The 24,337-nt window shown below is 65.8% G+C and carries 26 protein-coding genes; 15 read left to right on the top strand and 11 right to left on the bottom strand.

Annotated elements, in window-relative coordinates:
• Nucleotides 1-11: 11 nt before the first annotated feature.
• Nucleotides 12-782, top strand: coding sequence for an aldolase/citrate lyase family protein (locus RA26_RS16355; RefSeq protein ID WP_039185384.1), 771 nt, complete (start codon nt 12-14; stop codon nt 780-782).
• A gap of 188 nt (nt 783-970) precedes the next feature.
• Here the strand turns inward: RA26_RS16355 and RA26_RS16350 are convergent, their stop codons facing one another.
• The 4 genes from RA26_RS16350 to RA26_RS16335 all read right to left on the bottom strand — a co-directional run bounded on the left by RA26_RS16350 (nt 971) and on the right by RA26_RS16335 (nt 5,453).
• Nucleotides 971-2,623, bottom strand: coding sequence for a DUF4139 domain-containing protein (locus tag RA26_RS16350; protein WP_039185383.1), 1,653 nt, complete (start codon nt 2,621-2,623; stop codon nt 971-973).
• A 93-nt stretch (nt 2,624-2,716) separates the two neighbouring features.
• Nucleotides 2,717-3,049, bottom strand: a complete 333-nt coding sequence (locus RA26_RS16345; protein WP_052272454.1) for a hypothetical protein — start codon at nt 3,047-3,049, stop codon at nt 2,717-2,719.
• Between the two features lie 126 nt (nt 3,050-3,175).
• A complete protein-coding gene (locus tag RA26_RS16340) occupies nt 3,176-4,198 on the bottom strand; it encodes an aspartate-semialdehyde dehydrogenase (RefSeq protein ID WP_039185381.1) in 1,023 nt (340 codons plus the stop codon).
• Nucleotides 4,199-4,280: 82 nt separating this feature from the next.
• Nucleotides 4,281-5,453, bottom strand: a complete 1,173-nt coding sequence (locus tag RA26_RS16335; protein ID WP_039185379.1) for an MFS transporter — start codon at nt 5,451-5,453, stop codon at nt 4,281-4,283.
• Nucleotides 5,454-5,569: 116 nt separating this feature from the next.
• Between RA26_RS16335 and RA26_RS16330 the strand changes: the two genes are divergently transcribed.
• Entirely contained in the window at nt 5,570-6,733 is a 1,164-nt protein-coding gene (locus tag RA26_RS16330; protein WP_039185377.1) for a DUF3095 domain-containing protein, read from the top strand.
• A 2-nt stretch (nt 6,734-6,735) separates the two neighbouring features.
• On the opposite strand, the gene RA26_RS16325 is transcribed toward RA26_RS16330, so the two are convergent.
• On the bottom strand, nt 6,736-7,386 hold the full coding sequence (locus RA26_RS16325; protein ID WP_039185460.1) for a carbonic anhydrase: 651 nt from the start codon (nt 7,384-7,386) through the stop codon (nt 6,736-6,738).
• Between the two features lie 176 nt (nt 7,387-7,562).
• Between RA26_RS16325 and RA26_RS16320 the strand changes: the two genes are divergently transcribed.
• The 3 genes from RA26_RS16320 to RA26_RS16310 all read left to right on the top strand — a co-directional run bounded on the left by RA26_RS16320 (nt 7,563) and on the right by RA26_RS16310 (nt 10,219).
• Nucleotides 7,563-7,922, top strand: a complete 360-nt coding sequence (locus RA26_RS16320) for a hypothetical protein (protein WP_052272455.1) — start codon at nt 7,563-7,565, stop codon at nt 7,920-7,922.
• Between the two features lie 85 nt (nt 7,923-8,007).
• Nucleotides 8,008-9,390 (top strand): leucyl aminopeptidase family protein, encoded by a 1,383-nt coding sequence (locus RA26_RS16315; protein ID WP_039185375.1) that lies wholly within the window; start codon nt 8,008-8,010, stop codon nt 9,388-9,390.
• A gap of 4 nt (nt 9,391-9,394) precedes the next feature.
• Nucleotides 9,395-10,219, top strand: coding sequence for a C40 family peptidase (locus RA26_RS16310; RefSeq protein WP_039185373.1), 825 nt, complete (start codon nt 9,395-9,397; stop codon nt 10,217-10,219).
• 95 nt (nt 10,220-10,314) lie between these two features.
• Here the strand turns inward: RA26_RS16310 and RA26_RS16305 are convergent, their stop codons facing one another.
• The 3 genes from RA26_RS16305 to RA26_RS16295 all read right to left on the bottom strand — a co-directional run bounded on the left by RA26_RS16305 (nt 10,315) and on the right by RA26_RS16295 (nt 13,215).
• On the bottom strand, nt 10,315-10,659 hold the full coding sequence (locus tag RA26_RS16305) for a DUF2794 domain-containing protein (RefSeq protein WP_039185371.1): 345 nt from the start codon (nt 10,657-10,659) through the stop codon (nt 10,315-10,317).
• Nucleotides 10,660-10,774: 115 nt separating this feature from the next.
• Nucleotides 10,775-11,464 carry an ArsR/SmtB family transcription factor gene (locus RA26_RS16300; protein WP_039185368.1) on the bottom strand — a complete coding sequence of 230 codons (690 nt, stop codon included), beginning with the start codon at nt 11,462-11,464 and terminating at the stop codon, nt 10,775-10,777.
• A 77-nt stretch (nt 11,465-11,541) separates the two neighbouring features.
• Complete coding sequence (locus RA26_RS16295) at nt 11,542-13,215, bottom strand: Y-family DNA polymerase (protein ID WP_039185366.1); 1,674 nt, start codon at nt 13,213-13,215, stop codon at nt 11,542-11,544.
• A gap of 112 nt (nt 13,216-13,327) precedes the next feature.
• Here RA26_RS16295 and RA26_RS16290 point away from each other — a divergent pair, with 112 nt between their 5' ends.
• The gene (locus RA26_RS16290) at nt 13,328-13,804 is read left to right on the top strand and encodes a c-type cytochrome (protein ID WP_241482667.1); all 477 of its coding nucleotides are present in this window, start codon (nt 13,328-13,330) and stop codon (nt 13,802-13,804) included.
• Nucleotides 13,805-13,819: 15 nt separating this feature from the next.
• Here the strand turns inward: RA26_RS16290 and RA26_RS16285 are convergent, their stop codons facing one another.
• The gene (locus tag RA26_RS16285; RefSeq protein ID WP_039185363.1) at nt 13,820-14,437 is read right to left on the bottom strand and encodes a TetR/AcrR family transcriptional regulator; all 618 of its coding nucleotides are present in this window, start codon (nt 14,435-14,437) and stop codon (nt 13,820-13,822) included.
• 137 nt (nt 14,438-14,574) lie between these two features.
• On the opposite strand from RA26_RS16285, the gene mbfA reads away from it, so the two are divergent.
• Nucleotides 14,575-15,549: an iron exporter MbfA gene (gene mbfA, locus RA26_RS16280; RefSeq protein ID WP_039185362.1), complete on the top strand. Its 975-nt coding sequence runs from the start codon at nt 14,575-14,577 to the stop codon at nt 15,547-15,549.
• Between the two features lie 271 nt (nt 15,550-15,820).
• Nucleotides 15,821-16,756 (top strand): AEC family transporter, encoded by a 936-nt coding sequence (locus RA26_RS16275; protein WP_039185360.1) that lies wholly within the window; start codon nt 15,821-15,823, stop codon nt 16,754-16,756.
• Between the two features lie 9 nt (nt 16,757-16,765).
• On the opposite strand, the gene RA26_RS16270 is transcribed toward RA26_RS16275, so the two are convergent.
• The gene (locus RA26_RS16270; RefSeq protein WP_446720180.1) at nt 16,766-17,158 is read right to left on the bottom strand and encodes a cupin domain-containing protein; all 393 of its coding nucleotides are present in this window, start codon (nt 17,156-17,158) and stop codon (nt 16,766-16,768) included.
• Between the two features lie 177 nt (nt 17,159-17,335).
• On the opposite strand from RA26_RS16270, the gene fghA reads away from it, so the two are divergent.
• The 3 genes from fghA to RA26_RS16255 are packed head-to-tail and all read left to right on the top strand — an operon-like array spanning nt 17,336 to nt 20,144.
• Nucleotides 17,336-18,169 carry an S-formylglutathione hydrolase gene (gene fghA, locus RA26_RS16265; RefSeq protein WP_039185358.1) on the top strand — a complete coding sequence of 278 codons (834 nt, stop codon included), beginning with the start codon at nt 17,336-17,338 and terminating at the stop codon, nt 18,167-18,169.
• A 17-nt stretch (nt 18,170-18,186) separates the two neighbouring features.
• Nucleotides 18,187-19,689 (top strand): Si-specific NAD(P)(+) transhydrogenase, encoded by a 1,503-nt coding sequence (sthA, locus tag RA26_RS16260; protein WP_039185355.1) that lies wholly within the window; start codon nt 18,187-18,189, stop codon nt 19,687-19,689.
• On the top strand, nt 19,686-20,144 hold the full coding sequence (locus RA26_RS16255) for a YaiI/YqxD family protein (RefSeq protein ID WP_039185352.1): 459 nt from the start codon (nt 19,686-19,688) through the stop codon (nt 20,142-20,144). Before sthA ends, RA26_RS16255 begins: the two co-directional genes overlap by 4 nt.
• A 33-nt stretch (nt 20,145-20,177) precedes the next feature.
• Here RA26_RS16255 and RA26_RS16250 read toward each other — a convergent pair whose 3' ends face one another.
• Complete coding sequence (locus RA26_RS16250; protein ID WP_039185350.1) at nt 20,178-20,471, bottom strand: hypothetical protein; 294 nt, start codon at nt 20,469-20,471, stop codon at nt 20,178-20,180.
• Between the two features lie 385 nt (nt 20,472-20,856).
• Here RA26_RS16250 and RA26_RS16245 point away from each other — a divergent pair, with 385 nt between their 5' ends.
• The 4 genes from RA26_RS16245 to RA26_RS16230 are packed head-to-tail and all read left to right on the top strand — an operon-like array spanning nt 20,857 to nt 24,319.
• Nucleotides 20,857-21,819 carry a DMT family transporter gene (locus RA26_RS16245; protein WP_039185348.1) on the top strand — a complete coding sequence of 321 codons (963 nt, stop codon included), beginning with the start codon at nt 20,857-20,859 and terminating at the stop codon, nt 21,817-21,819.
• A gap of 5 nt (nt 21,820-21,824) precedes the next feature.
• The gene (locus tag RA26_RS16240) at nt 21,825-22,445 is read left to right on the top strand and encodes an HAD family hydrolase (protein ID WP_039185346.1); all 621 of its coding nucleotides are present in this window, start codon (nt 21,825-21,827) and stop codon (nt 22,443-22,445) included.
• A 30-nt stretch (nt 22,446-22,475) separates the two neighbouring features.
• Nucleotides 22,476-23,393 carry an ornithine cyclodeaminase family protein gene (locus RA26_RS16235; protein WP_039185344.1) on the top strand — a complete coding sequence of 306 codons (918 nt, stop codon included), beginning with the start codon at nt 22,476-22,478 and terminating at the stop codon, nt 23,391-23,393.
• Nucleotides 23,390-24,319 (top strand): alpha/beta fold hydrolase, encoded by a 930-nt coding sequence (locus RA26_RS16230; protein ID WP_039185342.1) that lies wholly within the window; start codon nt 23,390-23,392, stop codon nt 24,317-24,319. Before RA26_RS16235 ends, RA26_RS16230 begins: the two co-directional genes overlap by 4 nt.
• Nucleotides 24,320-24,337: the final 18 nt, after the last annotated feature.

Below are 24,337 nucleotides of genomic sequence, written 5' to 3'. Positions count from 1 at the left end.
AGTCCCCGCCCATGCCCGCGCCCAAGAACCCCTTCAAACAGGCTCTAACACAGGGCAAACGCCAGATCGGCTGCTGGATGAGCTTTGCCGACGGCCAGATCGCCGAGATCATGGGCACCTGCGGTTTCGACTGGCTGGTAATCGACGGCGAGCACGCGCCCAACGATATCCGCTCGATCCGCGACCAGCTGATCGCGCTGGCGGCCTCACCCAGCCACCCGGTGGTGCGGGTGCCAGTAGGGGAAACCTGGATGATCAAGCAGGTGCTGGATGCGGGCGCCCAAACGGTGCTGGTGCCGATTGTGGAAAGCGCCGATCAGGCCCGCGAGCTGGTCCGCGCCTGCCACTACCCGCCCAAGGGCGTGCGCGGCGTCGGCGCTACGGCGGCCCGCGCCACCATGTTCGGCACGGTCTCCGAGTATATCCAGACCGCCGATCAGGAGGTCTGCCTGCTGGTGCAGGTGGAAAACCGCGCCGGCATGGCCGCGCTGGACGAAATCCTGCAGGTGGAGGGCATCGACGGCGTCTTCATAGGCCCGGCGGATCTGTCGACAGACATGGGCCACCAGGGCAACTCCGCCCATCCGGAAGTGCGCGCAGCCATTGCAGATGCCATCACCCGCATCAAGGCGGCAGGCCTCGCCCCCGGCATCCTCGGCACCACGGATGAAGCCACCCAGGCCTACGCCGATATGGGCGCGCAGTTCCTGGCAGTTGGCATCGACGTTATGGTGCTGGCCAGGAATGCCCGCGACCTGGCCGCTAAGTGGAAGGCAGACTAGACTCAGGGGCAACCCGTAAAGGAAGCACTCCCGCGCCCGCCCGCTGTCCTGGCAAAGCCAGAACAACGGCAGCGGCCTTGGGCGTGGCACCGCGCCTTGCGCGGTGCCACGCCCAACGGGAGGAAGGTATTTTCAATACCTGACGACGGGCGGGAGCCTCCCGCCTGCTGCCTGACACCAAACCGGCGTCAGCGCAGAACCATGCCCTCGGGCCAGCTGAGCGTTGTCTCCAGTTGAATGGTCTCGCTCTCTCCTGCCGCCAGCTCCAGATCCCAGGCCAGAATGCCGCGCTTTTTCTCAACGTTTTCCACTGCGGGCTGGGGTTTTGCACTCCACTCGATTTCCAGATCGTCCTGCTGGGAATAAGGCACCTGGTCCAGAACCCGCACGTTCCAATCCTGCGCAGTCAGGTTCTCCACCGTGATCTCCACCTTCTGCACCTGGGCGTTGCTGCGCGAAATCAGCCCTTGCTCCCCTTCGCTCTGCCCCAGCACATCGCGGCGCAGCTGCAGGCCTTCGATGGGGCCGAACCCTGCGTCCATCTCTGCCCCTGGCGCCAGCCCGGCGAAATGCTCCACAGTGACCAGCTTGCCATCAACAAACCGCGGCACCTCATCCGAGGCCAGAAGCTGCTCGCCGAAGCTGTTGGTGAAGGTCGCCACCCTATAGGCGGTCTCATCCCGCGACGGCACCGCCACCGCCTGCACTTTTGCCTCCGCCGTCAGGCTATCCATTTCCAGCCGCAGCAGATCGGCGCCGGAGGCAATCGAGACCGGCAACCCGAACCGGTAAGTCGCCGCGGCACCGCCCAGATCCGCACCCCAGCCGGGACTTCTGTATTCCTCAACAATGGGCGCTTCCAGCACCGGCTCTGCCAGCGCAGACATTTCCGCCACATCCTGCCCCATGGACTTCAGCGCCCGCGGCGGCTGCGGCTCCTCGATCCGGCGCAGCCAAGGGTGCAGCACCGACGGGCTGCCCTGATCACCTGGCACCGCTGTCGACAGTGTCAGCGCCACATCCTGCCAGTTCTCGCCGGTATCCTGCACCAGCACCACCGCCCGCTTCAGGATCACCTGCTGCTCCGTCACGGTATTCAAGTGCATCTCATAAGACGGCTGCCAGCCGATATTTCCCGCGCCCGCGGTATAGTAGCTCACCTTGACGGCGCCCTCACCCGCCTGCTCTGCCTCGATATCCACCGCGATGTACAGCCGGTCGTCATCCTCGAGCGTGATCGCCGCCAGTGCCGCTTGCGCTTCTGCCAGCTCTTCTTCCAAGTCCTGCATCTGCAACTCGATCCGGCGCGCCTCAGCCTCTGCCGCTACTGCTGCCTGACTGGCGCCCGCCGCCTCCGCAGAGATCATCCGGGCAATTGCGCTGAGGGCCGCGGCGTCCGCCTCCGCCAGCCCCTCGTTTGCACCTAGTTGCTGCAGGAACCCGATTGAGGCCTCTGCCGCCCGCACTCCGGACCGTGCCCGCGCGGCCTCATCCCGCACCGCAGCAATCCGCGCCTCAACCTCGCGCACCCGCGCTTCTGCGGCCTCCACCTCCGGGTCATCGGCCTCACGCGGCGGCACGTAATTCTCGCGCAGCAGAGTCGCAACGCGGCGGGCGCCGGCGATCTCCACCTGCAGCGTCTCCAGCGCAGCCGTTCTGGGCACGTTCTGCAGAATCAGCCGGTGGCGGCCTTGCGGCAGCGTCAGCGCCGCGCTGCGGGTGACTTCCGCCAGACCGGGATACAGCGTCACTTCCGACACCGTGCTGCTGACGGGGATGGTGTCCGCAGCCGCCGCCGCGGCAATTGAAGAAAAGGCAAAAGCCATCAAGGAAAATCGCATTGGCATCTCTCAATCAAAAATCACGGCGGTGGTCCCGCCTGATGCCATGCTATCCCCGCGAGTGAGGTCCGGCCAGCCCGGCCGTTGCCTGCCTCAGGCCCGCGGCAGAAGACTGCCCAAACGCTGCTCCAACGCCGCCGCAGGAAACCCCAGAAACCGGCAAGAGCAGATCTCCACATGGCTGTGCATATCGCAGAGCAGCAGGCGCAGCCCTTTCCGCCGCAGGTAAAACCCGTGTTGCTTCAGCCCCTTGCGCAGCTCCAGCCAGCTGGGGGCGGTCTGGAAGATCCCCGCCAGCAGCATCCGCAGCTGCGCCGCCATCTCCGAATCCAGCCGCTTGTGGATGCGCGCGCTGGCCCAGGCGGTCTGCGCCGGGGCAGCGTTCCGGTTCACGAAAACTGCGGGGAATTCCTTGTGCGCCAGCATGGCCTGTCCTCCTTCACATCTCTGTTCAGGATCAGAGTAGGCCCGGCCGCCGCCCTCCGGCAGGGGCGCAAAAGCAAAAGGGGCCGCCTCTTTCGAAGCGGCCCCCTCCCCAAATGGATATATGCCTCAGCCCTTCTTCAGGACCTCTCGGCCCAGCAGTTCGGCGATCTGCACTGCGTTCAGCGCCGCGCCCTTGCGCAGGTTGTCGCTGACACACCACAGGTTCAGGCCGTTCTCGATGGTCGAGTCCTGGCGGATGCGGCTGATGAAGGTCGCAAAATCGCCCGCGCATTCCACCGGCGAGACGTAGCCGCCCGGTTCACGTTTGTCGATCACCATGATGCCCGGCGCCTCGCGCAGGATGTCGCGGGCCTCGTCCTCGTCCAGGAACTCCTCGAACTCGATGTTCACGGCCTCGGAGTGGCCGACGAAAACCGGCACGCGGACGCAGGTCGCGGTGACCTTGATCGACGGGTCGACGATCTTCTTGGTCTCCACAACCATCTTCCACTCTTCCTTGGTCGAGCCGTCTTCCATGAAGACATCGATCTGCGGAATCACGTTGAAGGCGATCTGCTTCTGGAACTTGTTCGGCGGCACATCGGTGGTGGGGTTGTAAACCGCCTTGGTCTGCTCCCACAGCTCATCCATGCCGTCTTTGCCCGCACCGGACACCGACTGATAGGTCGAGACAACAACGCGCTTGATCTTCGCACGGTCGTGCAGCGGCTTCAGCGCCACCACCATCTGCGCGGTGGAGCAGTTGGGGTTGGCGATGATGTTCTTGTTCTTATAGCCGTGAATCGCTTCCGGGTTGCACTCCGGCACGATCAGCGGGATCTCCGGGTCATAGCGGTAGAGCGAGGAGTTATCGATCACCACACAGCCCGCGGCTGCAGCCTTGGGGGCGTACACTTTGGTCGCCTCGGAACCCACGGCAAACAGCGCCATGTCCCAGCCGGTGAAATCAAAGGTGTCCAGATCCTTGGTAGTGAGTGTCTTATCGCCAAAGCTGACTTCAGTGCCGAGAGACCGGCGGCTTGCCAGCGCAGCGATCTCATCCACAGGAAACTGGCGCTCGGCCAGGATGTTCAGCATTTCGCGGCCCACGTTGCCAGTGGCGCCAACGACGACGATGCGGTAACCCATTTGTCTGTTTCTCCAGTATTGCCCGGCCCCATGGCCGGCGCGGGAGTGATAATGGTTCCGCGGCCAAGTTTAAAGTCCCAGATCAGTCCATGCTGTCGCGGCTGAACAGATAAATTGCGCAGCCGAGCCCCAGAAGCACCAAAAAGAAGCTGAAAATGCCAATGTAGGGTAAGGAAAGGTCCGTACCGGCCATTTCCGCGTGGATGCGGCCGGTGGCAAACTGCATGATTCCCACCCCGCCGATGCCAAAGAGATTGAGCAGCGTCACCCCCCGCCCGGCCAGATGCGGCGGCACAAAGGCACGGCCATGTGCCATGATCACCGGGAAGGATGCGCCGAAGAAGCCAACGGCGGCCATCATCGCAACCGGCATCCAGACCGGCGCGCCGGTGGCCAGGATCAGGCCGCCCAAGCTCACGCACCCCAGCAGGTTACCGCCCAGGATCAGCCATTTGCGGGTCCCCAGCACCCGGTCCAGCGGCCCGTAGGCAAACGTGCCCGCAATCATCGCGGCGCCCATAACCAGGGTCGCCAGCCCGACGGCCTGGGTGCTGAGCCCGTAAACATCACTCAGGTAAGGCCCGATCCACAGCCCCCTGAGCGCGCCGGACGGCGCATAGGCCACCAGCATCAATGGAAAGATTGCCCACATCACCGGCATCTTCAGCAGGTCCAGCACCGATCCCTTGTGTTCCCCTTCCGGCTTGTCCGGATCGCTCACGGTCAGGAAAATCCCCGCCGCCACCGCAACGGAAACAGCCGCCAGCCCGGCCAGTGTGCCGCGCCAGCCGAACAGATCCACCGCCAGCGCCGTCGGATAAGACGCCACCAGATTGCCCGCGGACCCGACCCCCAGCATTACCGCCGCCAGCGTCGCAAAGCGCGCGGGCGAATACTGGCGTGCAAAGATGTAGTAGGACGCCATCAGAACCGGCGAGCAGCCGATACCGATCAGGAACATCGCCGCGCCCACGTGCCAGGGAACAGTGGCCGCCGCAAACAGCGCCGCACCGCCGCCGCCGCCCAAGAGCAGCAGCAGAGACGCCGTCTTGCGGGGGCCTACGTGGTCCAGCGCCCAGCCCACCGGCAGCTGCATGGCGGCAAAGGACAGAAACCAAAGGCTGGAGGCAAAGGCCAGATCATCCGGTGCCGCGCCGATATCCTGCCCCAGCACCCCGGAAAGAACCGCCAGAAAGGCGCGGAAGAACTGGCTCAGCACATATGCCAGGCACAATAAGATCAACCCTGCCTGCATGTTCTGCCCTCCCTGCATTATTGTTACTAGCGCACAGCTTGCATGTTTGGCGCCGCCGCACAATTTGTTTAGAAGGAGACGGCAGGCCGCGGGAGCGCGTCAGGGAGCTGAAAGACATGACAACGGATTCGTTCTATGCCAGCCTCCCCAGGGTCCGCGAATTCAGTGTTCTCTCCGACCCGTCGGTCTTTGCACCGCTGCCTGGCGGCTGGCTGCTCTGCTGCACCGATATCGTGAATTCCACCGGGCTGGTGAAGGCGGGCCGCTACAAGACCGTGAACATGATCGGCGCCGCGGTGATCGCCGCCATGCGCAACGCGCTCGGCGGCGAGGCGTTTCCCTATGTCTTCGGCGGCGACGGCGCCTCCTTTGCGGTGCCGCCCCGCCATCAGGCCACGGCGCAGCGCGTGCTGGGTGCCTTGCGCAGCTGGACGGAGGATGAATACGGCATCTCCCTGCGCGCTGCGGTCCTGCCTGTCTCTGCGATCCGGGCCAAGGGGCTGGAGGTGCAGGTTGCCCGCTACGCGGTGTCGGACCACGCCGATTTCGCCATGTTCAACGGCGGCGGCCTGGCCTGGGCGGAGGCGCAGATGAAGGCTGGCGCCTTTGCGGTGGCCCCTGACCCGCAGGCAAACCCGCCCGACCTCGCAGGCCTTTCCTGCCGCTGGAGCAACACGCCCGCCCGCCACGGCATCATTCTGTCGGTGGTGGCCCAGCCTGCCCCCGGCGCCAGCCCGCAGGATTTTGCCCGCTTCGCCGCCGAAGTGCTGGATCTGGCGGCAGAGCTTGAAGACAGCGGCCACCCGGTTCCCGAAGCCGGCCCGCGGCTGCAGTTTCCGCCTGCCGGGCTGACGCTTGAAGCCAAGGCCTCCCGCGGCCGGCTGCCCTTGTTTTTGCGGCAGCTCTACCTGCTGGGCCATTGCGCCTTTGCCGCGCTGCTGCTGATCAGCAAACGGCCCGCAGGGGCCTTCGACCCGGTGCATTACCTGTCAATGCTGCGGGCGCATTCCGATTTCCGCAAATTCGACGACGGGCTCAAGATGACGCTGGACTGCACGCCCGGGATCAGCCGCCGCATCCGCCAGCATCTGCAACAGGCGGCCGATGCAGGCCTCGTCCGCTTCGGCCTGCACGAACAGGACGCCGCCATGGTCACCTGCATCGTGCCTTCGCCGGTGCAGGACGATCACATCCACTTTGTCGACGGCGCCGCGGGGGGCTATACGCAAGCAGCCGCCAATCTGGCGGCTGCATTCGGGTCCGGCAAGAAAACGGCCTGACGTCAGACCGGGGCGAAAGTGCCCGCCTTGGGGTCATAGCATTCCAGCCCGCCCTCGCCGATGTCGGTCCACAGCCCGTGCAGGCTCAGCTCGCCCGCCTTCACCGCCGATTCGATGAACGGGAAGGTCATCAGGTTCTCCAGCGAGGCGACAACCGCCTGGCGCTCAAACTGGCGCGCCTGCTCGACCGGATCCTGGATATCCTCGACGCCGCTGAACTTGGGTTTCAGGATGTCCATCCAGCGCCCGACAAAGCTGGTCTTCTCTTCCAGCTGCGGCGCGTGGCCCTTGCACATGTCGATGCAGCCCTGCACGCCGCCGCACTGCGAATGGCCCAGCACGATCAGATGCGAGACTTTCAGCGCGGTGACCGCATACTCCACTGCCGCCGAGGTGCCGTGGTGGTCGCCATCAGGCGCAAACGGCGGCACCAGGTTGGCGATATTGCGGTGAATGAAGAACTCGCCCTGGTCCGCACCGAAGATCGAGGTCACATGCACCCGGCTGTCGCAGCAGGAGATCACCATCGCCCGCGGCCGCTGGCCTTCGGTTGCCAGGCGGCGGTACCAGCCCTGGTTCTCCTCGTATGAAGTGGCCTTCCAGCCGTGATAACGGGTCACCAGATAACTGGGGAGAGGCTTGGCAAATTCCATTGTCGAATCCTCGGTTCGTTTCGCGTTGCCGGCCGTATTAGCCTGCATTGTCTCAAAATTCGAGGGATTTGATCCGCCCGCGGAAACCTTTTGAAAACTTATGGCTTCCAAATTGGCAGACGTGCCGTGGGGGTACAAAGAATTGGGTGAATGTGGTGGCCAATATACTGACAGTGATGCACTCCGAGACTGTGCGCTTGGATCCTGACAAACTTTCCGAACTCTACGAACAGCTCGGCGAAGCCGGTGCTGAGGACGTCGTGTGCCGCGCGATTGAGGAAATGGCGGTGCGCCTGACGCATTGCGAGCGTCTGTGGCGGCAGAACGATATGATGAACCTGCGCAAGAGCGCCCGGTCGCTGATTGCCATGGCCGAACAGATCGGAATGACCGCGCTGGCAAACATTGCCAGGGACGTGACCGTCGCAATCGATGCCGAGGACGCGCCGGCCGTGGCCGCCATCCTGTTCCGGCTGATGCGGGTGGGCGAACGCTCGCTGACGGCGGTCTGGGATCAGCAGGACATGACGATCTGACATTTGTGCAGCCCGCAGGGCTTGCAGGCCGCGCCGCGGCGGCTACTCTGGCGCATCAGAAGTGATTGCAACCGGAGTTTTTTCGATGCCGCCAGTCTTTGCCGAACCCGGCCCTGACGCCTGCCCTGTGCATGTTATTGCAAGCGATGAATTGAACAGCTGGCTTTCAGGCCAGCCGCAGCGCGTTCAGGCCTGGGCATCGGTGCAGGGCTTCACCGGCGCCTGCGGCCAGGCGCTGACGGTGCCGGATGCCGAGGGCCGGATTGAAATGGCCCTGGCGGGCTACGGCAGCGCTGCCCAGCGTGCGCGCCGCCGCTTCGTGCTGGCCGAAGCGGCGCAGAAACTGCCTGCAGGCACCTACCGCATCGCCTCCGGCCTGCCCGCGGAAAACGCCGCCAGCGAGGCCCTTGGCTGGCTGCTGACCGCCTACCGCTTCGACCGCTACAAGGATGCCACAGGCGAAACCGCCGCGCTGCAGGCGCCCGAAGGCGTGGATGCCGCCGCGGTTGAATCACTGGCCGCCGCCGAGTGCCTGACCCGCGACCTGATCAACACGCCCGCCTCCGACATGGGCCCGGCGGAACTTCAGGCCGCAGCCGAAGCCCTGGCGCAGGAGTTCGGTGCCGAGGCCTCCGTTATCCTGGGCGAGGACCTGCTGGAACAGAACTTTCCGCTGATCCACACCGTCGGCCGCGCCTCCCCCCGCGCGCCGCGGCTCATCGACCTGCGCTGGGGCAGCTCCGGCCCCAAGCTGACCCTGGTGGGCAAGGGCGTCTGCTTTGACACCGGCGGGCTGAACTTGAAGCCCGGAAACAGCATGGCGCTGATGAAAAAGGACATGGGCGGCGCTGCCAACGTGCTGGGCCTCGCCCGCATGATCATGGATGCCGGACTGAACCTGCAGCTCAGGGTGCTGATTCCCACGGTTGAAAATGCCGTCTCCGGCTCCGCCTTCCGTCCCGGCGATGTGCTGATGTCGCGCAAGGGGCTGACGGTCGAAAACAACAACACCGACGCCGAGGGCCGGCTGGTGCTGGCCGACGCGCTGGCATTGGCGGCTGAGGATGCGCCGGACCTGCTGGTCTCCATGGCCACTCTCACCGGCGCGGCGCGCGTTGCCGTCGGCCCGGACCTGTCGCCTTTCTATACCGGTCACGAGGGCGACGCCGCCGCCCTGGCCGTCAGCGCAGCGCGCACCGCCGACCCGGTCTGGCGGATGCCCTTCCACGAACCTTACGAGAGCATGATCGAACCGGGCATTGCCGATCTGGACAATGCACCCTCGGGCGGGTTCGCAGGCTCGATCACCGCAGCGCTGTTCCTGCGCCGCTTTGCCGGGGACACCCGCTACATGCATTTCGACATCTACGGCTGGACCCCCAGCGCGGCCCCCGCCCGACCCAAGGGCGGCGCCCTGCAAGGCGCCCGCGCGCTGTTTGCCGCACTGCCGGAAATGCTGGAGCTCTGATCCCATGGCTGACCGCCGCCGCACCCCGGTGAACAACCGCATCGCCGCCGCCCATCTGACGGACGCGCCCGAAGGGCTGATGCGGGTAGAAGGCACCGCCGCCCGCATTGGCGTCCCCGTCGCGGACCTCTTGCGAACGCCGGGCGGTGACCGCGACCGCCAGCTGGTCTACGGCGAGCCGGTCACGGTCTACGAGGACCAGGGCGGCTGGGCCTTTGTGCAGGCGGCCAAGGACTCTTACGTGGGCTATGTCCCCAGCGCCGCCCTGGCCGCACCCTTCGAGGCCACGCATTGGATCAGCGCCCCCGCCACCCACGCCTATTCCGCAGATGATTTCAAATCACCGGAAACCCGTGCGCTCAGCCATGGCAGCCGGGTGCAGGTTCTTGGCGGCAAGGGCCGGTTCGCGGAGACCAACCTCGGCTTCATACCGGCCTGCCACCTGTCCCCCTTGGGCGCCCATGCGGAGGATCCGGTGGCAGTGGCAGAGCTGTTCCTCGGCACGCCGTACCTATGGGGCGGCAACAGCCGCCTTGGCATCGACTGCTCCGGCCTGGTGCAGGCGGCGCTTCTGGCCTGCGGCACTGCCTGCCCCGGCGACAGCGACATGCAGGAGACGGAGCTTGGAGAAGACGCCCCCGCCGGAAACTACCAGCGCGGCGATCTCCTGTTCTGGAAGGGACATGTTGCCATGGTGCGGGATGCCCAGACCCTGATCCACGCCAATGCCCACGATATGGCAGTGACGATTGAACCTATCACCGCAGCAATTGAGCGTATCCAAGCGCAGGGCGACGGCCCGGTCACGGCGCACAAACGGCTGGCGTAATCCGCGTCCGCCGTCATTGGCGGCAAAAGTCTTACGAAGAATTTTGGCCGGAAAATTCGGATTTTCCGGTTCCCGCTCCGCCGCAAAACTTGCGGCTACTCCACGGAGCGGATCAGCTTGCGCTCCAGCACCCTCAGCACGGTCTTCAGATCCGCCCCGCGCTTCAGGATATGCCCGTCCATGCCGACAACCGAATACTGCCCCTGCCGCTGCCGCAGCTTGGGGCGTTTTTCGATCCGGTAGAGCGGATGCTCTGCCGTGCGCCGGAAAACGGAGAAAACTGCCAGATCACGCAAGGAGGAAATCCCGTAATCACGCCATTCCCCTGCTGCAACCATACGGCCGTAGAGCGTCATAATGACCGACAGTTCCCGGCGGTCAAAGGCGACTTGCTGAGGTATGGGAGATCCGGGAAAAGGCTGCACCTGATCAAAGCTCATAAGTTAAAGGTTGCCCCATTCCTGCGGCAAATCAAGGTTTATCCCCTTCGAATTTTTGTGTGGTGCAGGATGCGCACAGGTTCAAACACCCTGTTTTACCCGGCTTTCTCCCCGCTCAGGCCGCCGCCAGCGCGCCGCACTGCACCCCCAGGATCTGCTCCAGCGCCACCCTTCCGGGTGCGGTCAGCAGCAGCCCGCGCTTGTGCCGGTGCCGTTTGACCCAACCGCTGTCCAAGGCGTGCTCCAGGATCTGCCGCCCCATCGGTCCGGCCACATGCAGCTTGCGTTCTGTCCAGTCCAGGCAGGGCCGGGCAAAGGGCTGGCGGCCTATCTTGTCCGGCAGCACCACCCCCAGTTTCAGCCATTCCCCGGCGGGCACTGCGCGAAAGGCGCCCTGCTCCTCGACCAGCATGCCGCGGTCCAGAAAGGCGCGGGTCATCGCCACTGCCAGCGGCCCGGCCAGGTGGTCGTAACAGCTGCGCAGTTGCGCCAGCCCGCCCGCTTTGCGCTGCTGGGCGCGGTGCAGGCTGTCTGCTGGCGCAATTGCCGCCAGCTGCTCCAGCGCATGGGCCACCTCGGCGCCTGCCAGCCGGTGATAGACGCAGCGGCCGCGTTTTTCCGCCACCACCAGCCCTGCGTCCTGCAGCAGGCGCAAATGCGCCGAGGCGGTTTGCGGCGTCACCCCCGCTGCCGCCGCCAGCTCCTTGTTGGTATAGGCGCGCCCTTCCATCAGCTCGCACAGCATCTGCGTGCGGCTGGCGTCGCTGATGGCCTGGCCCAGAATGTCGAAACGCGGTGTGATCATGCCTCTACCCTATGCGGTTTGCGCCGGGACACCCAAGCAAAACCCTTCGCCCTGCGCCGAACTGTCCGCGTGCCCGGTCACGCAAACGAGCCGTGGCAGAACCAGCCCGGCGACAGCGCCCCGCCATGGGCAAAGAACAGCCACAGCCGCGTGCCGCAGCCCGTCACCACCACCCAGTAATCGCGCACCCCGCTGCGCCATTCCGGGTCTTCCAGCCACCACTCGGGTGCGATCCGCTCCGGACCCTCCGCCTCTGCCAGCGCCCAGTCACGGCCGCGCCAGCGGAACTGCTCCGGCACCTGCGGCACATCCGGCGCGTGGACCAGTTCAGGCCGCCACAACAGCAGCGGCCGCGGGCGCGGCGGCCGCGGCCAGTCGCCGGCGGCAGGCTCTGACCAGGCCGCCGCCTGCACGGTGAAGGTTTTCTCCGGGATATGACTCTCCGCCGGGTGATAGCGGGTGATGGCCTCCATCCCCAGCCGCGCGCCCAGCCGGCCGATCAGATCCTCCAGCGCCGTGCCGTCCTCCTGCCGCGCCCGCGCCGCGGCACTTGCCTGCAGATGGCCCGCCGGGGTGCGGGCGTGAATGGCTTCGGCCTGCAGGACCTCCAGCCGCAGCATGTCGATACCGTAGCCCGCATCGATCTGCTCCAGCTTCATCTCCAAGAGCGGCCGGATGCGGGCCGGATCGCGGCTGGCACGGGCCAGGCCCAGGGTCACCGCCTCCATTTCCTGATCGCAGCGGTGCGCCTCCAGCCGCAGCACGCGGGCGCCCTTGCCGCGCGCCTCCAGCCGGGCACAGAGCCGCGGCAGCATCCGGTCAATGCCCGCCAGCAGATCCTCCATCAGCCCGATCGGCTCCGGCAGAGTCAGCCGCACCGCAAAATGGTCCGGGCTGCGCGCGGGCGAGACCGGCTCCGGCGCGCTGCCCATCGCCTGGTCCAGCCGCAGCACCAGCCCCTGCCCGAACCGGCGCGCCAGGCTGGCCCGCGGCTGGCCCAGCAGGTCGCCGATCCGCCGCAGCCCCAGCCGGTTCAGCTGCGCCACCATGGCGCTGTCCAGCCGCAAGGCCGCCACCGGCAGGGGGGCGAGCGCGCCATAGGCCTGGCCGGCTTCGGCAATCCGCCCCAGCTGCGGAACCACCGCCTGCAGCTGCGGCGCCGCGCCGCCCCGGGTCCAGTGGCGCCGCTTGACGCTCTGGCGCTTCTGCGCCCGCGCACGGGTCGCGCGCGCTTCCTGGTCGATGGCGTCGCCCGACCGCTCCGGCGCCGCCTCCTCGCCTGCGTAGCGCGCCAGCGCCCAGGCCGCGCCCAGGGTGTCCGCCAGCCCCATCCGCACGCTCAGGCCCATCTCTGCACAGTCCTGCCCCACCGTCTCCATCAGCGCCGCCTCGCTGCCGAACAGATGCGCGCAACCGGTGAGGTCGATGGTCAGCCCATCCTCCCCGGCCTCCGCCACCCAGGGGCTGAACTTGCCCGCCCAGCGCCTCAGCGCCGCCAGAAACGCCGCCTCCGCCGCGCGGTTGCGCGGCCGCACCACCAGGCCCGCGCACATCGCATGGGCATCGCGCAACGGCTGGCCGGCCTGCAGCCCCTCTGCCGAGGCGGCAAGGTTTAACGCGGAAATAACCTGGGTGTTGGACACTTCCTCGGCAACGGCCAGCGGCCCGGCAATGCCGCCGCGCTCCGCCCGCAGAATGCGTTCGGCGCCAAGGCGCGGAAACCACAGCGAAAGGATGCGGCGATGGGGCATGGGCAGATCACGCAGCAGGGGCCGGCAGACGGCAGGTTACAGGAGTTTCAGTGCAGGTGTTCCTATTTTGTTCCAATTATTCGATTCGGTCAATCCGGCCCGGAGCCGCACCATGACCCTGCGCCTGCTCAAACCGCTTGCCTGCCTTGCGCTCCTCGCCGCCATTGCCGCCGCGCCTTCTGCCCCGGTCACTGCCCGTGACGGGGCCAGCAAGCATGTGACCCGCCGCATCACCCTGATGGCCACGCAAAAGGCCGCAATGGATGTGCTCACCGCCATGATGGCCGGGCGCGCCGTCTTCGATCAGGGCAAGGCGCGCGCTGCCCGGCGGCAGCTGATCAAATCCACCAGCAGCATCCGCAAGCAGTTCCGCAAACACAGGATGGACCCGCGCAGCCACGCCCGGCCGCAGATCTGGACATCCTGGGATGATTTCGAAGCCCGGGCCAAATCAGCCGAAATTGCGGCCAGAGCCCTCAGCGCCCGCTCCCTGCCCGCCCTGCGCCGCACTCTGCCCGGGCTGATGCAGGGCTGCCTCAGCTGCCACGAGACCTACCGCAGGACCCCCAACAGCTTCACCACGCACTAACAGGGAAAGACCGGCTCAGGCCCCGAACCGCGCCATGAAAGTATCAATCGCGCCGCTGATCACCCGCTCACGCTCAGCCTCAGAGAATTCAGTGTCGATCTTGAACAGGAACCGCAGGAACACATCGGCCTTGCACAGCTCGATGAACTGCGCCGCGGCCAGATCGGCATCCGCGATCTTCAGCTCGCCGCGCGCCGCCGCGGCCTCGATATAATCGCGGATCTCGCCATGCAGCACCATCGGGCCGCTTTCATAAAACATCGGCCCCAGCTCCGGGAACCTGTCGGCCTCTGCCACGAAGATACGGAACAGCTGCAGGCTGAAGCCACCCAGCAGCACCCCGTGCACCCGCTCCGCCGCCGCCCGCAGCACATCCCGCGGCCCGCAGCTGCCCGGCGTCAGGTCCAGCGATGCATCCGCCTGCTGCACGCAGGCAGAGCGCACCACTTCCATGAATAAGACCCGCTTGTCGGGGAAATAGCTGTAGAGCGTCGCCTTGGAGACGCCAGCCGCCTTGGCGATCTTGTCGACGCTCGCACCCTCAAACCCGTCCGCCAGAAACACCTCGCGCGCGCCGTCCAGGACCTGATCGAATTTCCGGCCGGTGCGCAGGACGCTGGCTTGCTGGTTCATGCGGGCTCCGTTGGCTGCGTGGGGGTCTGGGCCTAATGTAGCCTGCGCCGCCCCATTGCAACAGCAGAACCCGCATCATCTTGTGCTCCCTCGCGGAACCGTTATATTTAGAATTATTCTAAATTGAGGGGCGGCAGATGCGGTTTTTCACTCAGCGCAAGCATTTCAAGGACTTGTCAGAACAGGAAATCCTCGCCCTCGCGATCTCGTCGGAGGAGGACGATGCGCGCATCTACCGCGGCTACGGCGAGCGGCTGCGCAGCGAATATTCCGCCTCTGCCGCGATGTTCGACGGCATGGCGGCTGAGGAAGACGGACACCGCGCCCAGCTCATTGCCCTGCACGAGGCGCGGTTCGGCCCGGCGATCCCGCTGATCCGGCGCGAGCATGTGGCGGGCTACTATGCCCGCCGTCCGGTCTGGCTGATGGAGAACCTGAGCCTCGACCGCATCCGCGATGAGGCCCGCGCGATGGAGCGCGACGCCGAACGGTTTTACACCGCCGCCGCCGCCCGCACCCAGGACGCCGCGACGCGCAAATTGCTGGGCGACCTCGCCGCTGCCGAGGCCGGCCACCAGGCCCGCGCCGGTGAGCTGCAGGAGGCGCATCTGGACGACGGCACCCGCGCAGAGGAGGACCGCGCCGCCCACCGCCAGTTCGTGCTGACCTGGGTGCAGCCGGGGCTGGCCGGGCTGATGGATGGCTCGGTTTCCACTCTGGCGCCGATCTTCGCCACCGCCTTTGCCACCCAGGACACCTGGACCACCTTCCTGGTCGGCATGGCGGCCTCGGTCGGGGCGGGGATCTCGATGGGCTTTACAGAGGCGGCCTCGGATGATGGCGAACTGTCAGGCCGCGGCTCCCCCGTCAAACGCGGACTGGCCTCCGGCATCATGACCACCGTCGGCGGCCTCGGCCACGCCTTGCCCTACCTGATCCCGGACTTCTGGACCGCCACCACCCTGGCGCTGCTGATCGTCTTTGTTGAGCTCTGGGCCATCGCCTGGATCCAGAACAAGTTCATGGAAACCCCGTTCTGGCGCGCGACCCTGCAGGTGGTGCTGGGCGGCGCGCTGGTGCTGGGTGCCGGCATGCTGATCGGCAGCGGCTGAGTTCAGCAGCGCAGGCTCTCCCGCCCGCTCCGGAACAGCCAAAGGCTGCCCTCCCCGGTTGGGCCCGGCAGCGCTGGCGCGCTGCGGGTGCATGTCATTGAACCGGAATTCTCAGCAGAAATCCCCTGCCCTGTGCGCAGCACAGGGCCACGCCCAACTGTGAAGGGCAGTCCCCAGACTGCCCATGAACGGGCGGGAGCACACCCCTGCCCGTTCAAAACCTGCCCAAAAACAGCCTTTGCCAATTGGTCAGCTCTTGTTACCAATCCTCATGGCCGAGATCTTCTTCCGCACCCTGCCCTTCTTCGCAATCATCGGCCTTGGCTACTGGGCCGGGCGCAGCCGGTTTTTCACCGAGGAAGCCACCGCCTACCTCACCCGTTTCGTCTTCTACTTCCCGCTGTCGGCGATGATCTTCGGCTTTGCCGCCAACCTGTCCTTTGCCGAGGTCTTCGACCCCACGCTGATCCTCGGCTACCTGGCCGGCACGCTGGCGGTCTATTTGCTGGTGACAGCTGTCGCCATGGCCCGCGGTCTGGACGTGCCCACCGCAGCGGTGGAGGCGCAATGCGCGGCGATCGGCAATGTCGGTTTCCTGGGCCTGCCAATGATGGCGATCCTGTTCGGCCCGGCCTCGGTGGCGCCGATGATGGTGGTGCTCAGCGTTGATCTGGTGGTGTTTTCTTCGCTGATCGTCATTCTGATCAACGCAGGCCGCGGCCAGGGCCAAGGATCGAACCTGGGTCCGGCGACCCTGAAACTGGTGGGGCTGGGCCTGCTGAAAAACCCGATGATCCTGTCCATCGTTGCGGGCCTCGCCTGGTCGGCCTCTGCGCTGCCGATCCCGGAACCCGCAAACGATTTCCTCACCATCCTCGGCGGTGCCGCCACCCCCGGCGCGCTCTTTGCCATCGGCGCCTCGCTGGCCTCCAAATCGGCAGAACGGGTGCATATCTCCGGCTGGCTCAGTTTTGCCAAGCTGGTACTGCACCCAGCCTGCGTCGCCGTCGCCGTGCTGTGGCTGATCCCGGCGGCGCCGTTCTCTGCCGCCGTTGCCATCGCTGCTGCATCGCTGCCGGTGGCGGGCAATGTCTACATGCTGGCGCAGCACTACGGCGTGGCCCCGCACCGGGCCTCCGCCGCCATCTTCATCTCCACCGTGGTGTCAATCGTCACCGTGCCGGCCGTGATCGCCTGGGTCTCCTGACCCTCCGGATCAGAGCCGGATCACATAATCCTTGCAGGTGGTCTCAATCACCTCCCAGGTGCCGCTGAAACCGGGCCGCAGGATGAAGCTGTCGCCTGCAGCCAGCGCATACTCACTGCCGTCATCGCTGGTGATCACCGAGCGCCCCTGCAGGATCCGGCAGTATTCCCACTCGTCATAGGAAATCCACCACTTGCCCGGCGTCGACTGCCAGATGCCGCAGTAAAGCCCGTCCCGCTCCTCCGCGTTCCAGGTGGTGAAGACCGGATCGCCTGCAAGCACCTTCTCCGCTGCCGGACGCTCAACCTCCGCCTCCGCGGCCTCCGGTGTCAGTCTCAGAAAATCGCTCTTGGCACTGTGCCTCCCTCTTGCCTTGGCGGCGGACTGTCCCGGTTTTCGCACTGGCTGTCCAGCACTCCCTTGCGCAAATGCGGCACCCTCCCGGCGGAGAAACCCCCGATTGTTTGCGAATTCGCAATCCTTGTGCCGCAAAAACCGGCATTGCTGCCGCCCATCCGCTGGACCCTGAGGCCAACTGCGGATAGCGATAGGGCTAACAGATTTTGAGGAGCCTCACCCATGGAAACCGTTTCCGAGAACCGCGCCTTTGGCGGCACCCAGGGCGTCTACAAACACGCCAGCAGCGCCACCGGCGGCGACATGACCTTTGGCCTGTTCCTGCCGGAGGAAGCCAAGGACGGTCCGGTGCCGGTGCTGTGGTACCTCTCGGGCCTCACCTGCACCCATGAAAACGCCATGACCAAGGCGGGCGCCCAGGCGTGGTGCGCCGAGCAGGGCATCGCCATCGTCTTCCCCGACACCTCGCCCCGCGGCGAGGGCGTGGCCGATGACGACGCCTATGACCTGGGCCAGGGCGCAGGCTTCTACGTGAACGCCACGCAAAACCCCTGGGCGCCGCATTTCCGCATGTGGGACTACGTGGCCGAGGAACTGCCCGCATTCTTGGGCGAGAACTTCGCCATCGACCTGGACCGCCAGGCGATCACCGGCCACTCCATGGGCGGCCACGGCGCACTGACACTGGCGATGAACCTGCCGGGCCGCTACAAGTCGGTTTCCGCTTTTGCGCCGATCTCCAACCCGACCGCATCGGATTGGGGCCGCAAGCAGCTGAGCGCCTACTTGGGCGACGATGAAGCCGCCTGGGCCAAGCATGACGCCACCCTCCTGATGCGGGAAAAGGGTTTTGACGGCCCGGTCCTGATCGACACCGGCACCTCCGACCAGTTCATCGACCTCCTGAAGCCCGAAGCGCTGGCCCACGCCGTCGCCGAACGCCGCCAGCAGGCCACCCTGCGGATGCAGCAGGGCTATGACCACAGCTATTTCTTCGTGTCGACTTTCATGGAGGAGCACGTCTCCTTCCACGCCGACGCGCTGTACCAGAACTAAGACCAAAGGACGCGGCCATGAGTGAAGACTTTGATTATGACCTGATCATCATCGGCTCCGGCCCCTCGGGCCGCGCCGCCGCCATCCAGGCGGGCAAACTGCACCGCCGGGTGCTGGTGATCGACCGCAAGGACCGGCTGGGGGGCGTGTCGGTGCACACCGGCACCATCCCGTCGAAGACCCTGCGCGAAACCGTGCTGAACCTCTCCGGCTGGCGCGAACGCTCGTTCTACGGCCGCTCCTACCGGGTGAAAGACCAGATCGAGGCCAACGACCTCAAGGCGCGCCTGCATATGACCCTCGACTACGAGGTCGACGTGCTGGAGCACCAGTTCAACCGCAACCATGTGGACACCCTGCTGGGGCTGGCGAAATTCATCGGCCCGAACGAGGTCGAGGTCGCCACCGAAGCAGGCGAGACCACCCGGCTGACGGCAGAGAAATTCCTGATCTCCACCGGCACCAAGACCTACCGCCCGGAATATGTGCCCTTCAACGGCAGGACCGTTGTGGACGGCGACGAATTCCTGGAGATGGCCGAGATCCCGCGCTCCCTCACCGTGATCGGCGCCGGTGTGATCGGGGTGGAATACGCCACCATGTTCTCCGCCCTGGACGTGCGCGTCACTCTGATTGAACCGCGCGAGACCTTCCTCGACTTCATCGACAAGACCCTGATCCAGGACTTCACCCACCAGATCCGCGAAAACGGCGTAGACCTGCGGCTCGGCTCCGCGGTCGAAAGCATCGAGGACGCAGGCGAGCATGTCGAAGTCACCCTCGAAAACGGCCGCCATGTGCGTTCTGAAATGCTGCTCTTTGCAGCCGGCCGGATGGGCGCCACCTCCGCCCTGAACCTTGAGGCTGTTGGCCTCAAGACCGACCACCGCGGCCGCCTCAGCGTGGACCGCAAGACCTACCAGACCGAGGTGCCGCATATCTATGCCGCGGGCGATGTGATCGGCCACCCGTCGCTCGCCTCCACCTCGCTGCAGCAGGGCCGCGTTGCCGCCTGCCACGCGCTGGAAACCCCGACCCTGCCGGAAAGCCCCTGGTACCCCTATGGCATCTACTCGGTGCCGGAGATGTCCACTTGCGGCATGTCCGAGGAAGAGCTGAAAGAGCGCGGCATCCCTTACGAGGTCGGCGTCGCCCGCTTCCGCGAAACCTCCCGCGGCCATATCATGGGACTGGAGCACGGCATGCTGAAAATGCTGTTCTCACTGAAAACCCGCCGGGTGCTGGGCGTGCAGATCGTCGGCGAAGGCGCGACGGAGCTCATTCACATCGCCCAGGCGGTGTTGAACCTCAAGGGCACGGTGGACTACTTCGTGCAGAACACTTTCAACTACCCGACCCTGGCCGAAGCCTACAAGATCGCCGGTCTCGACGCCTTCAACCGGATGCCGATCCCGGAAGAGTTCAAGGTGAAGAAACCCGCCCGCAAGACCAAACCCGCACCCAAAGCGGAGGCCAAGGCGGAAAAAGCCCCCGAGGCAGAGAAGAAGGCGGCAGAGTGACCGCCCTCTACATCGACGCCGACGCCTGCCCTGTGAAGCAGGAGGCCGAGCGGGTCGCCACCCGCCACGGTCTGCGCATGTTCGTGGTGTCCAACGGCGGGCTGCGCCCTTCGCAGAACCCGCTGGTGGAAACCGTGATCGTGGCCGAGGGCGCCGATGTGGCCGACATGTGGATCGCAGAGCGCTGCGGGCCGGGCGATGTGGTGGTGACGGGCGACATCCCGCTCGCTGCAAAATGCATCGAGGCCGGCGCCCGCGTGCTGCGCCACAACGGCGAGCGGTTCACCCAGGCCAACATCGGCCAGCAGCTCGCGATGCGCGACCTGATGGCCGACCTGCGCGCCGCCAACCCGCTGGGCATGCAGGGCGGCGGAAAGGGCTTCACCAAGGCCGACCGCTCGCGGTTTCTGGATGCGCTGGAGCGCGAACTGCGCGCGGCCAAGGCGGGCCGCTAAGCCTGCCCATTTTGCAGGCTCATAGCTCCGCTTCTAAACGGGCACAAATTCGATCCAGCCAAATTGCATGGCGGCAACCAGGTAGCCGGCAAACAAGACCAAAGCAGTCACCCAATGCCCAAAAGCCTTCAGTCGGCTGCCCTCTTTGGGAAACCAGCTGAACCGCCGTAGAAACCCCAGCAAGATATCCACAACCATAAGAACAAACATCAAGTGCCTAAAAAACAGATAGAGGAACAAGACTGCTAGCGCTATTCCGGCCACCCCGCTTTGCGGCAGCAATTGCCAGGCAGCACCATTGGCGTGCGCTGTGATTTCTGCTTCCATATCAATACTCTGATTAAAATTTCCAGCTTGTCAGTCTTCGCGGCATAGCGCCGTCAAGCCAGTAGCTCCGGCCTGCTTATTACCCCACAGGCCTGCGCCCGGGTCAAGGCTCCGCGCCAGCGGACCGTGCCTCAGCACGGCGTGGCCTTGACGCGGGATCAGGCCGCCCCACACTCGAACAGGCGCGTTCAGGGGCAGGCCTGCACCTGAACCGCTTCTCAGCAGGAAATCCATCCCCTCCCCAATCACCTAACCCCAGCGTTCCGCGGCCTAAAATTCCGGCCCGGAATTTTGCCCGGAAAAATTGCATTTTTCCGCCCCGGCCCATTGCCCGGTCAGATCAAATCCGCCACTGATCAAGGGCAGGAGACGGGAGGGCAACGGCATGAGCGCAGAGATGAAGGTCAGCGTACCCGGCCTGTTTGCCGCCGCCGGTGCCGGCATTGCCTTCTCTGTCATCGACATGATCTTCAAATTCCTGTCCGGCGACTATCCGCTCTATGAAATGGTGCTGTTCCGCTCTGTCATCGCGGTTGCGGTGATGCTCGCCATCATCATGCCGCTGGAGGGCGGCTATCACCTGCTGCGCACCCACCAGCCAAAACTGCACCTGCTGCGCTGCCTGGTGGTGTTCTTCGCCAACATCTGCTTCTTCACCGGCCTCACCCTGCTGCCGCTGGCCGAAGCCGTCGCCATCGCCTTTGCCACGCCCCTCATCGTCACCACCCTGTCGGCGCTATTCCTGGGCGAACGCCCCGGCCCCTGGCGCTGGGGCGCGGTGGTGGCCGGGTTCCTGGGCGTGCTGATCATCATGCGCCCCGGTGCCGACACGTTCCAGCCTGCCGCGATCCTGCCGCTCCTTGGCGCCTGCGGCTATGCCACCCTGCATGTGCTGACCCGCCGCGCAGGCGGCAGCGAGGCCGGCGCGACACTCGCCTTCTACCCGATGCTGGGCTTTCTGCTGCTCAGCGCGCTGGCCGGGCTGATCTTCGGGGACGGGCGTTTTGCCACCGGCGACAGCCCCGCCTTTGACTTCATCCTGCGCGCCTGGATCTGGCCCGCGCCACAGGACTGGCCCTATCTGATCGGCGTCGGCATCGCAGGCTCCGCCGGCGGCTATCTGGTCAGCCAGGCCTACCGCATGAACGAGGCGGCGCTGGCGGCACCCTTTGAGTACATCGCCATGCCGATGTCGGTCCTCTGGGGCGTGCTGATCTTCAACGAATGGCCCGACCTGCAGGTCTGGTCCGGCAGCGCCCTGATCATTGCCTCGGGCCTGGTCTCCGTCTGGCGCGAGACCCGCCGTAACCGCCCCGCCCCGCGGCCCCGCCCGCGCGTAGAAGGATGAACGCGATGCCCATTGACGCCGTCGTCTTCGACATTGGCCGCGTGCTGATCGAGTGGGAGCCGGAACGCTTCTACGACAGCCGCATCGGCGCCGCCCGCCGCAAGCAGCTGTTCGACCAGGTGCCGCTGCACGGAATGAACCTGAACGTCGACCGCGGCCACCCCTTCCGCGGCAGCGTTTATGCGCTGGCAGAGCAGCACCCGGAGTGGCGCGAGGAAATCCGCTGGTGGCACGATTGCTGGCTGCAGATGGTCCCGCGCGAAATTCCCCATTCCGTCCGCCTGATGCAGGCGCTTCAGGCCAAGGGCACGCCGGTTTTCGCCCTCAGCAACTTCGGCGCTGAAACCTTCGAAATCGCCTGCGCCGCCTACCCCGCCTTACGTGACTTTGACCGCACATTTGTCTCCGCGCATCTGAAATGCATCAAGCCGGAACCGGAAATCTATGCAATTCTCGAACGCGAAACCGGGGTGGCGCCGGACCGGCTGCTGTTCACCGACGACCGCCCGGAAAACATCGAGGCCGCCGATGCGCGCGGCTGGCAGACCCATCTGTTCACCGCCCCCGCGCCGTTCGCGGCGCGGCTGGTCCAGGCCGGGCTGCTGACCGGACAAGACGCCGCCTGAGACGGCCCGCAACAGGAGGATAACGCGTCCATGACCATCCCGATCATAGGCTTTGACGAGGGCGAGGCACTGCTCGACTGGGTCAGCTTTGCCACGGCGCTGGCCGCCAGCCACGATCTGCCCAAGGCAGAGATCGGCGACACCTTCCTCTACCGCGGATCCGACACGCTGCTCAGCCGCTCCGCCTGGATCGACGGCATGGGGCTGGCGGTAAAGACCGCCAATGTCTTCCCCGGCAATCCGGAGGCCGACAAGCCGATGATCAACGGCTCGGTGTGCCTCTATTCCGACGCCGACGGCACGCTGGAGGCGCTGGTGGATTTCCACCTGGTGACCAAGTGGAAAACCGCGGGCGACAGCCTGCTGGGTGCGCTGCGGCTGGCCGACCCGGACGCCCGCGAAGTGCTGATCGTCGGCGCAGGCAGCGTTGGCGGCTCCTTGATCGAGGCGTTCTCGGCCGGTTTCCCGCAGGCACAGATCCGTGTCTGGAACCGCACCGCTCCCAAGGCGCAGGAACTCTGTGCCCAGTACCCCGGCACCAAACACGCCCCCGATCTGGAACCGGCGGTGCGTGCCGCTGGCATCATCGTCACCTGCACCATGTCCTCGGATCCGGTGATCAAGGGCGAATGGCTCAGCGCCGGCCAGCACCTCAACCTGATCGGCGCCTACCGCCCCGATATGCGCGAAGCCGACGACGTTGCCCTGAAGCGCGCGCAGATCTACTGCGACAGCTTCGGCACCACGCTGGACCACATCGGCGAATTCAAGATCCCGCTGGCCGAAGGCACCATCCAGCGCAGCGATGTGCTGGCGGACTTCTACAGCCTCAGCCGGTTCCCCGCCTATGACCCGTCGCAGATCACCTTGTTCAAGAACGGCGGCGGCGCCCATCTCGACCTGATGGCCAGCCACCACATCCTGCAAAAGTGGAAGGCCCGAACATGATCTGGCTGCTGCTCCTTGCCGTCCTTGCCATCACCCTGGCTCCTTTCCTGCGCGAGCGGCTGCGTAAGCCGATGACTGCCCAGGCCCGGCAGACCGCCCCCGGCGCGCTGGCGCAGCTGCCCGGCGGCTGCACCCACTACCGCTGGACCGGCCCGCATCGCGGTCCCGTCGCAGTTTGCGTGCACGGGCTTACCACGCCGTCCTTCGTGTGGAACGGCATTGCCAAGGGGCTGGGCGCGATGGGCTACCGGGTGCTGACCTACGATCTCTACGGCCGCGGCTACTCGGACCGGCCCTCCGGCCCGCAGGACCGCGCCTTCTTCCTCAGCCAGCTGGAGAAGCTGCTGGAGGACCAGGAGGCCGGCGATGATATCACGCTGATCGGCTATTCCATGGGCGGCGCCATCGCCACCGCCTTTGCCGCGGCCCATCCCGAACGCCTGCGCGAGATGATCCTGCTGGCACCTGCCGGTTTCGGGCGCAGCCCGGACCGGGTGACGCAGATCATCCGCCATGTTCCGCTGATCGGGGACTGGCTGATGCACGCGATCTACCCGTCCCTGCACCTCCGCGGCACCGAGGCTGAGCGCAATCTCCCTTCCTCGGTGCCCGGCATCGTCGACCTGCAGCAGCAGGAATTGCAGTACCGCGGCTTCATCCCTGCCGTGCTCGCCTCGCTGCGCGGCATCCTGAACGAGGATTTCACCGCGGAACTGCGCGGCCTGCACCAGAAAGGCGTGCCCGCGCTGGCGATCTGGGGACAGGACGACGCGGTGATCCCGCAGACCGCCGCCGGCCGCCTGGCCGAGCGCGCCCGCTCTGTCCGCCAGGAGGAGGTCCCCGGCGCCGGCCACGGCCTGCCCTATACCCACACCGAGGACGTGCTGGAGATCATCGCGGCAAACCACCGCCGCGGGTTGCTCTGACAGCAACGGCTGGGCGCG

The sequence above is a fragment of the Leisingera sp. ANG-M7 genome (genome assembly GCF_000813965.1).
GTDB lineage: Bacteria > Pseudomonadota > Alphaproteobacteria > Rhodobacterales > Rhodobacteraceae > Leisingera.
Note: the sequence above shows the minus strand (reverse complement) of the source record. Positions and strands in the feature narration are given on the sequence as shown.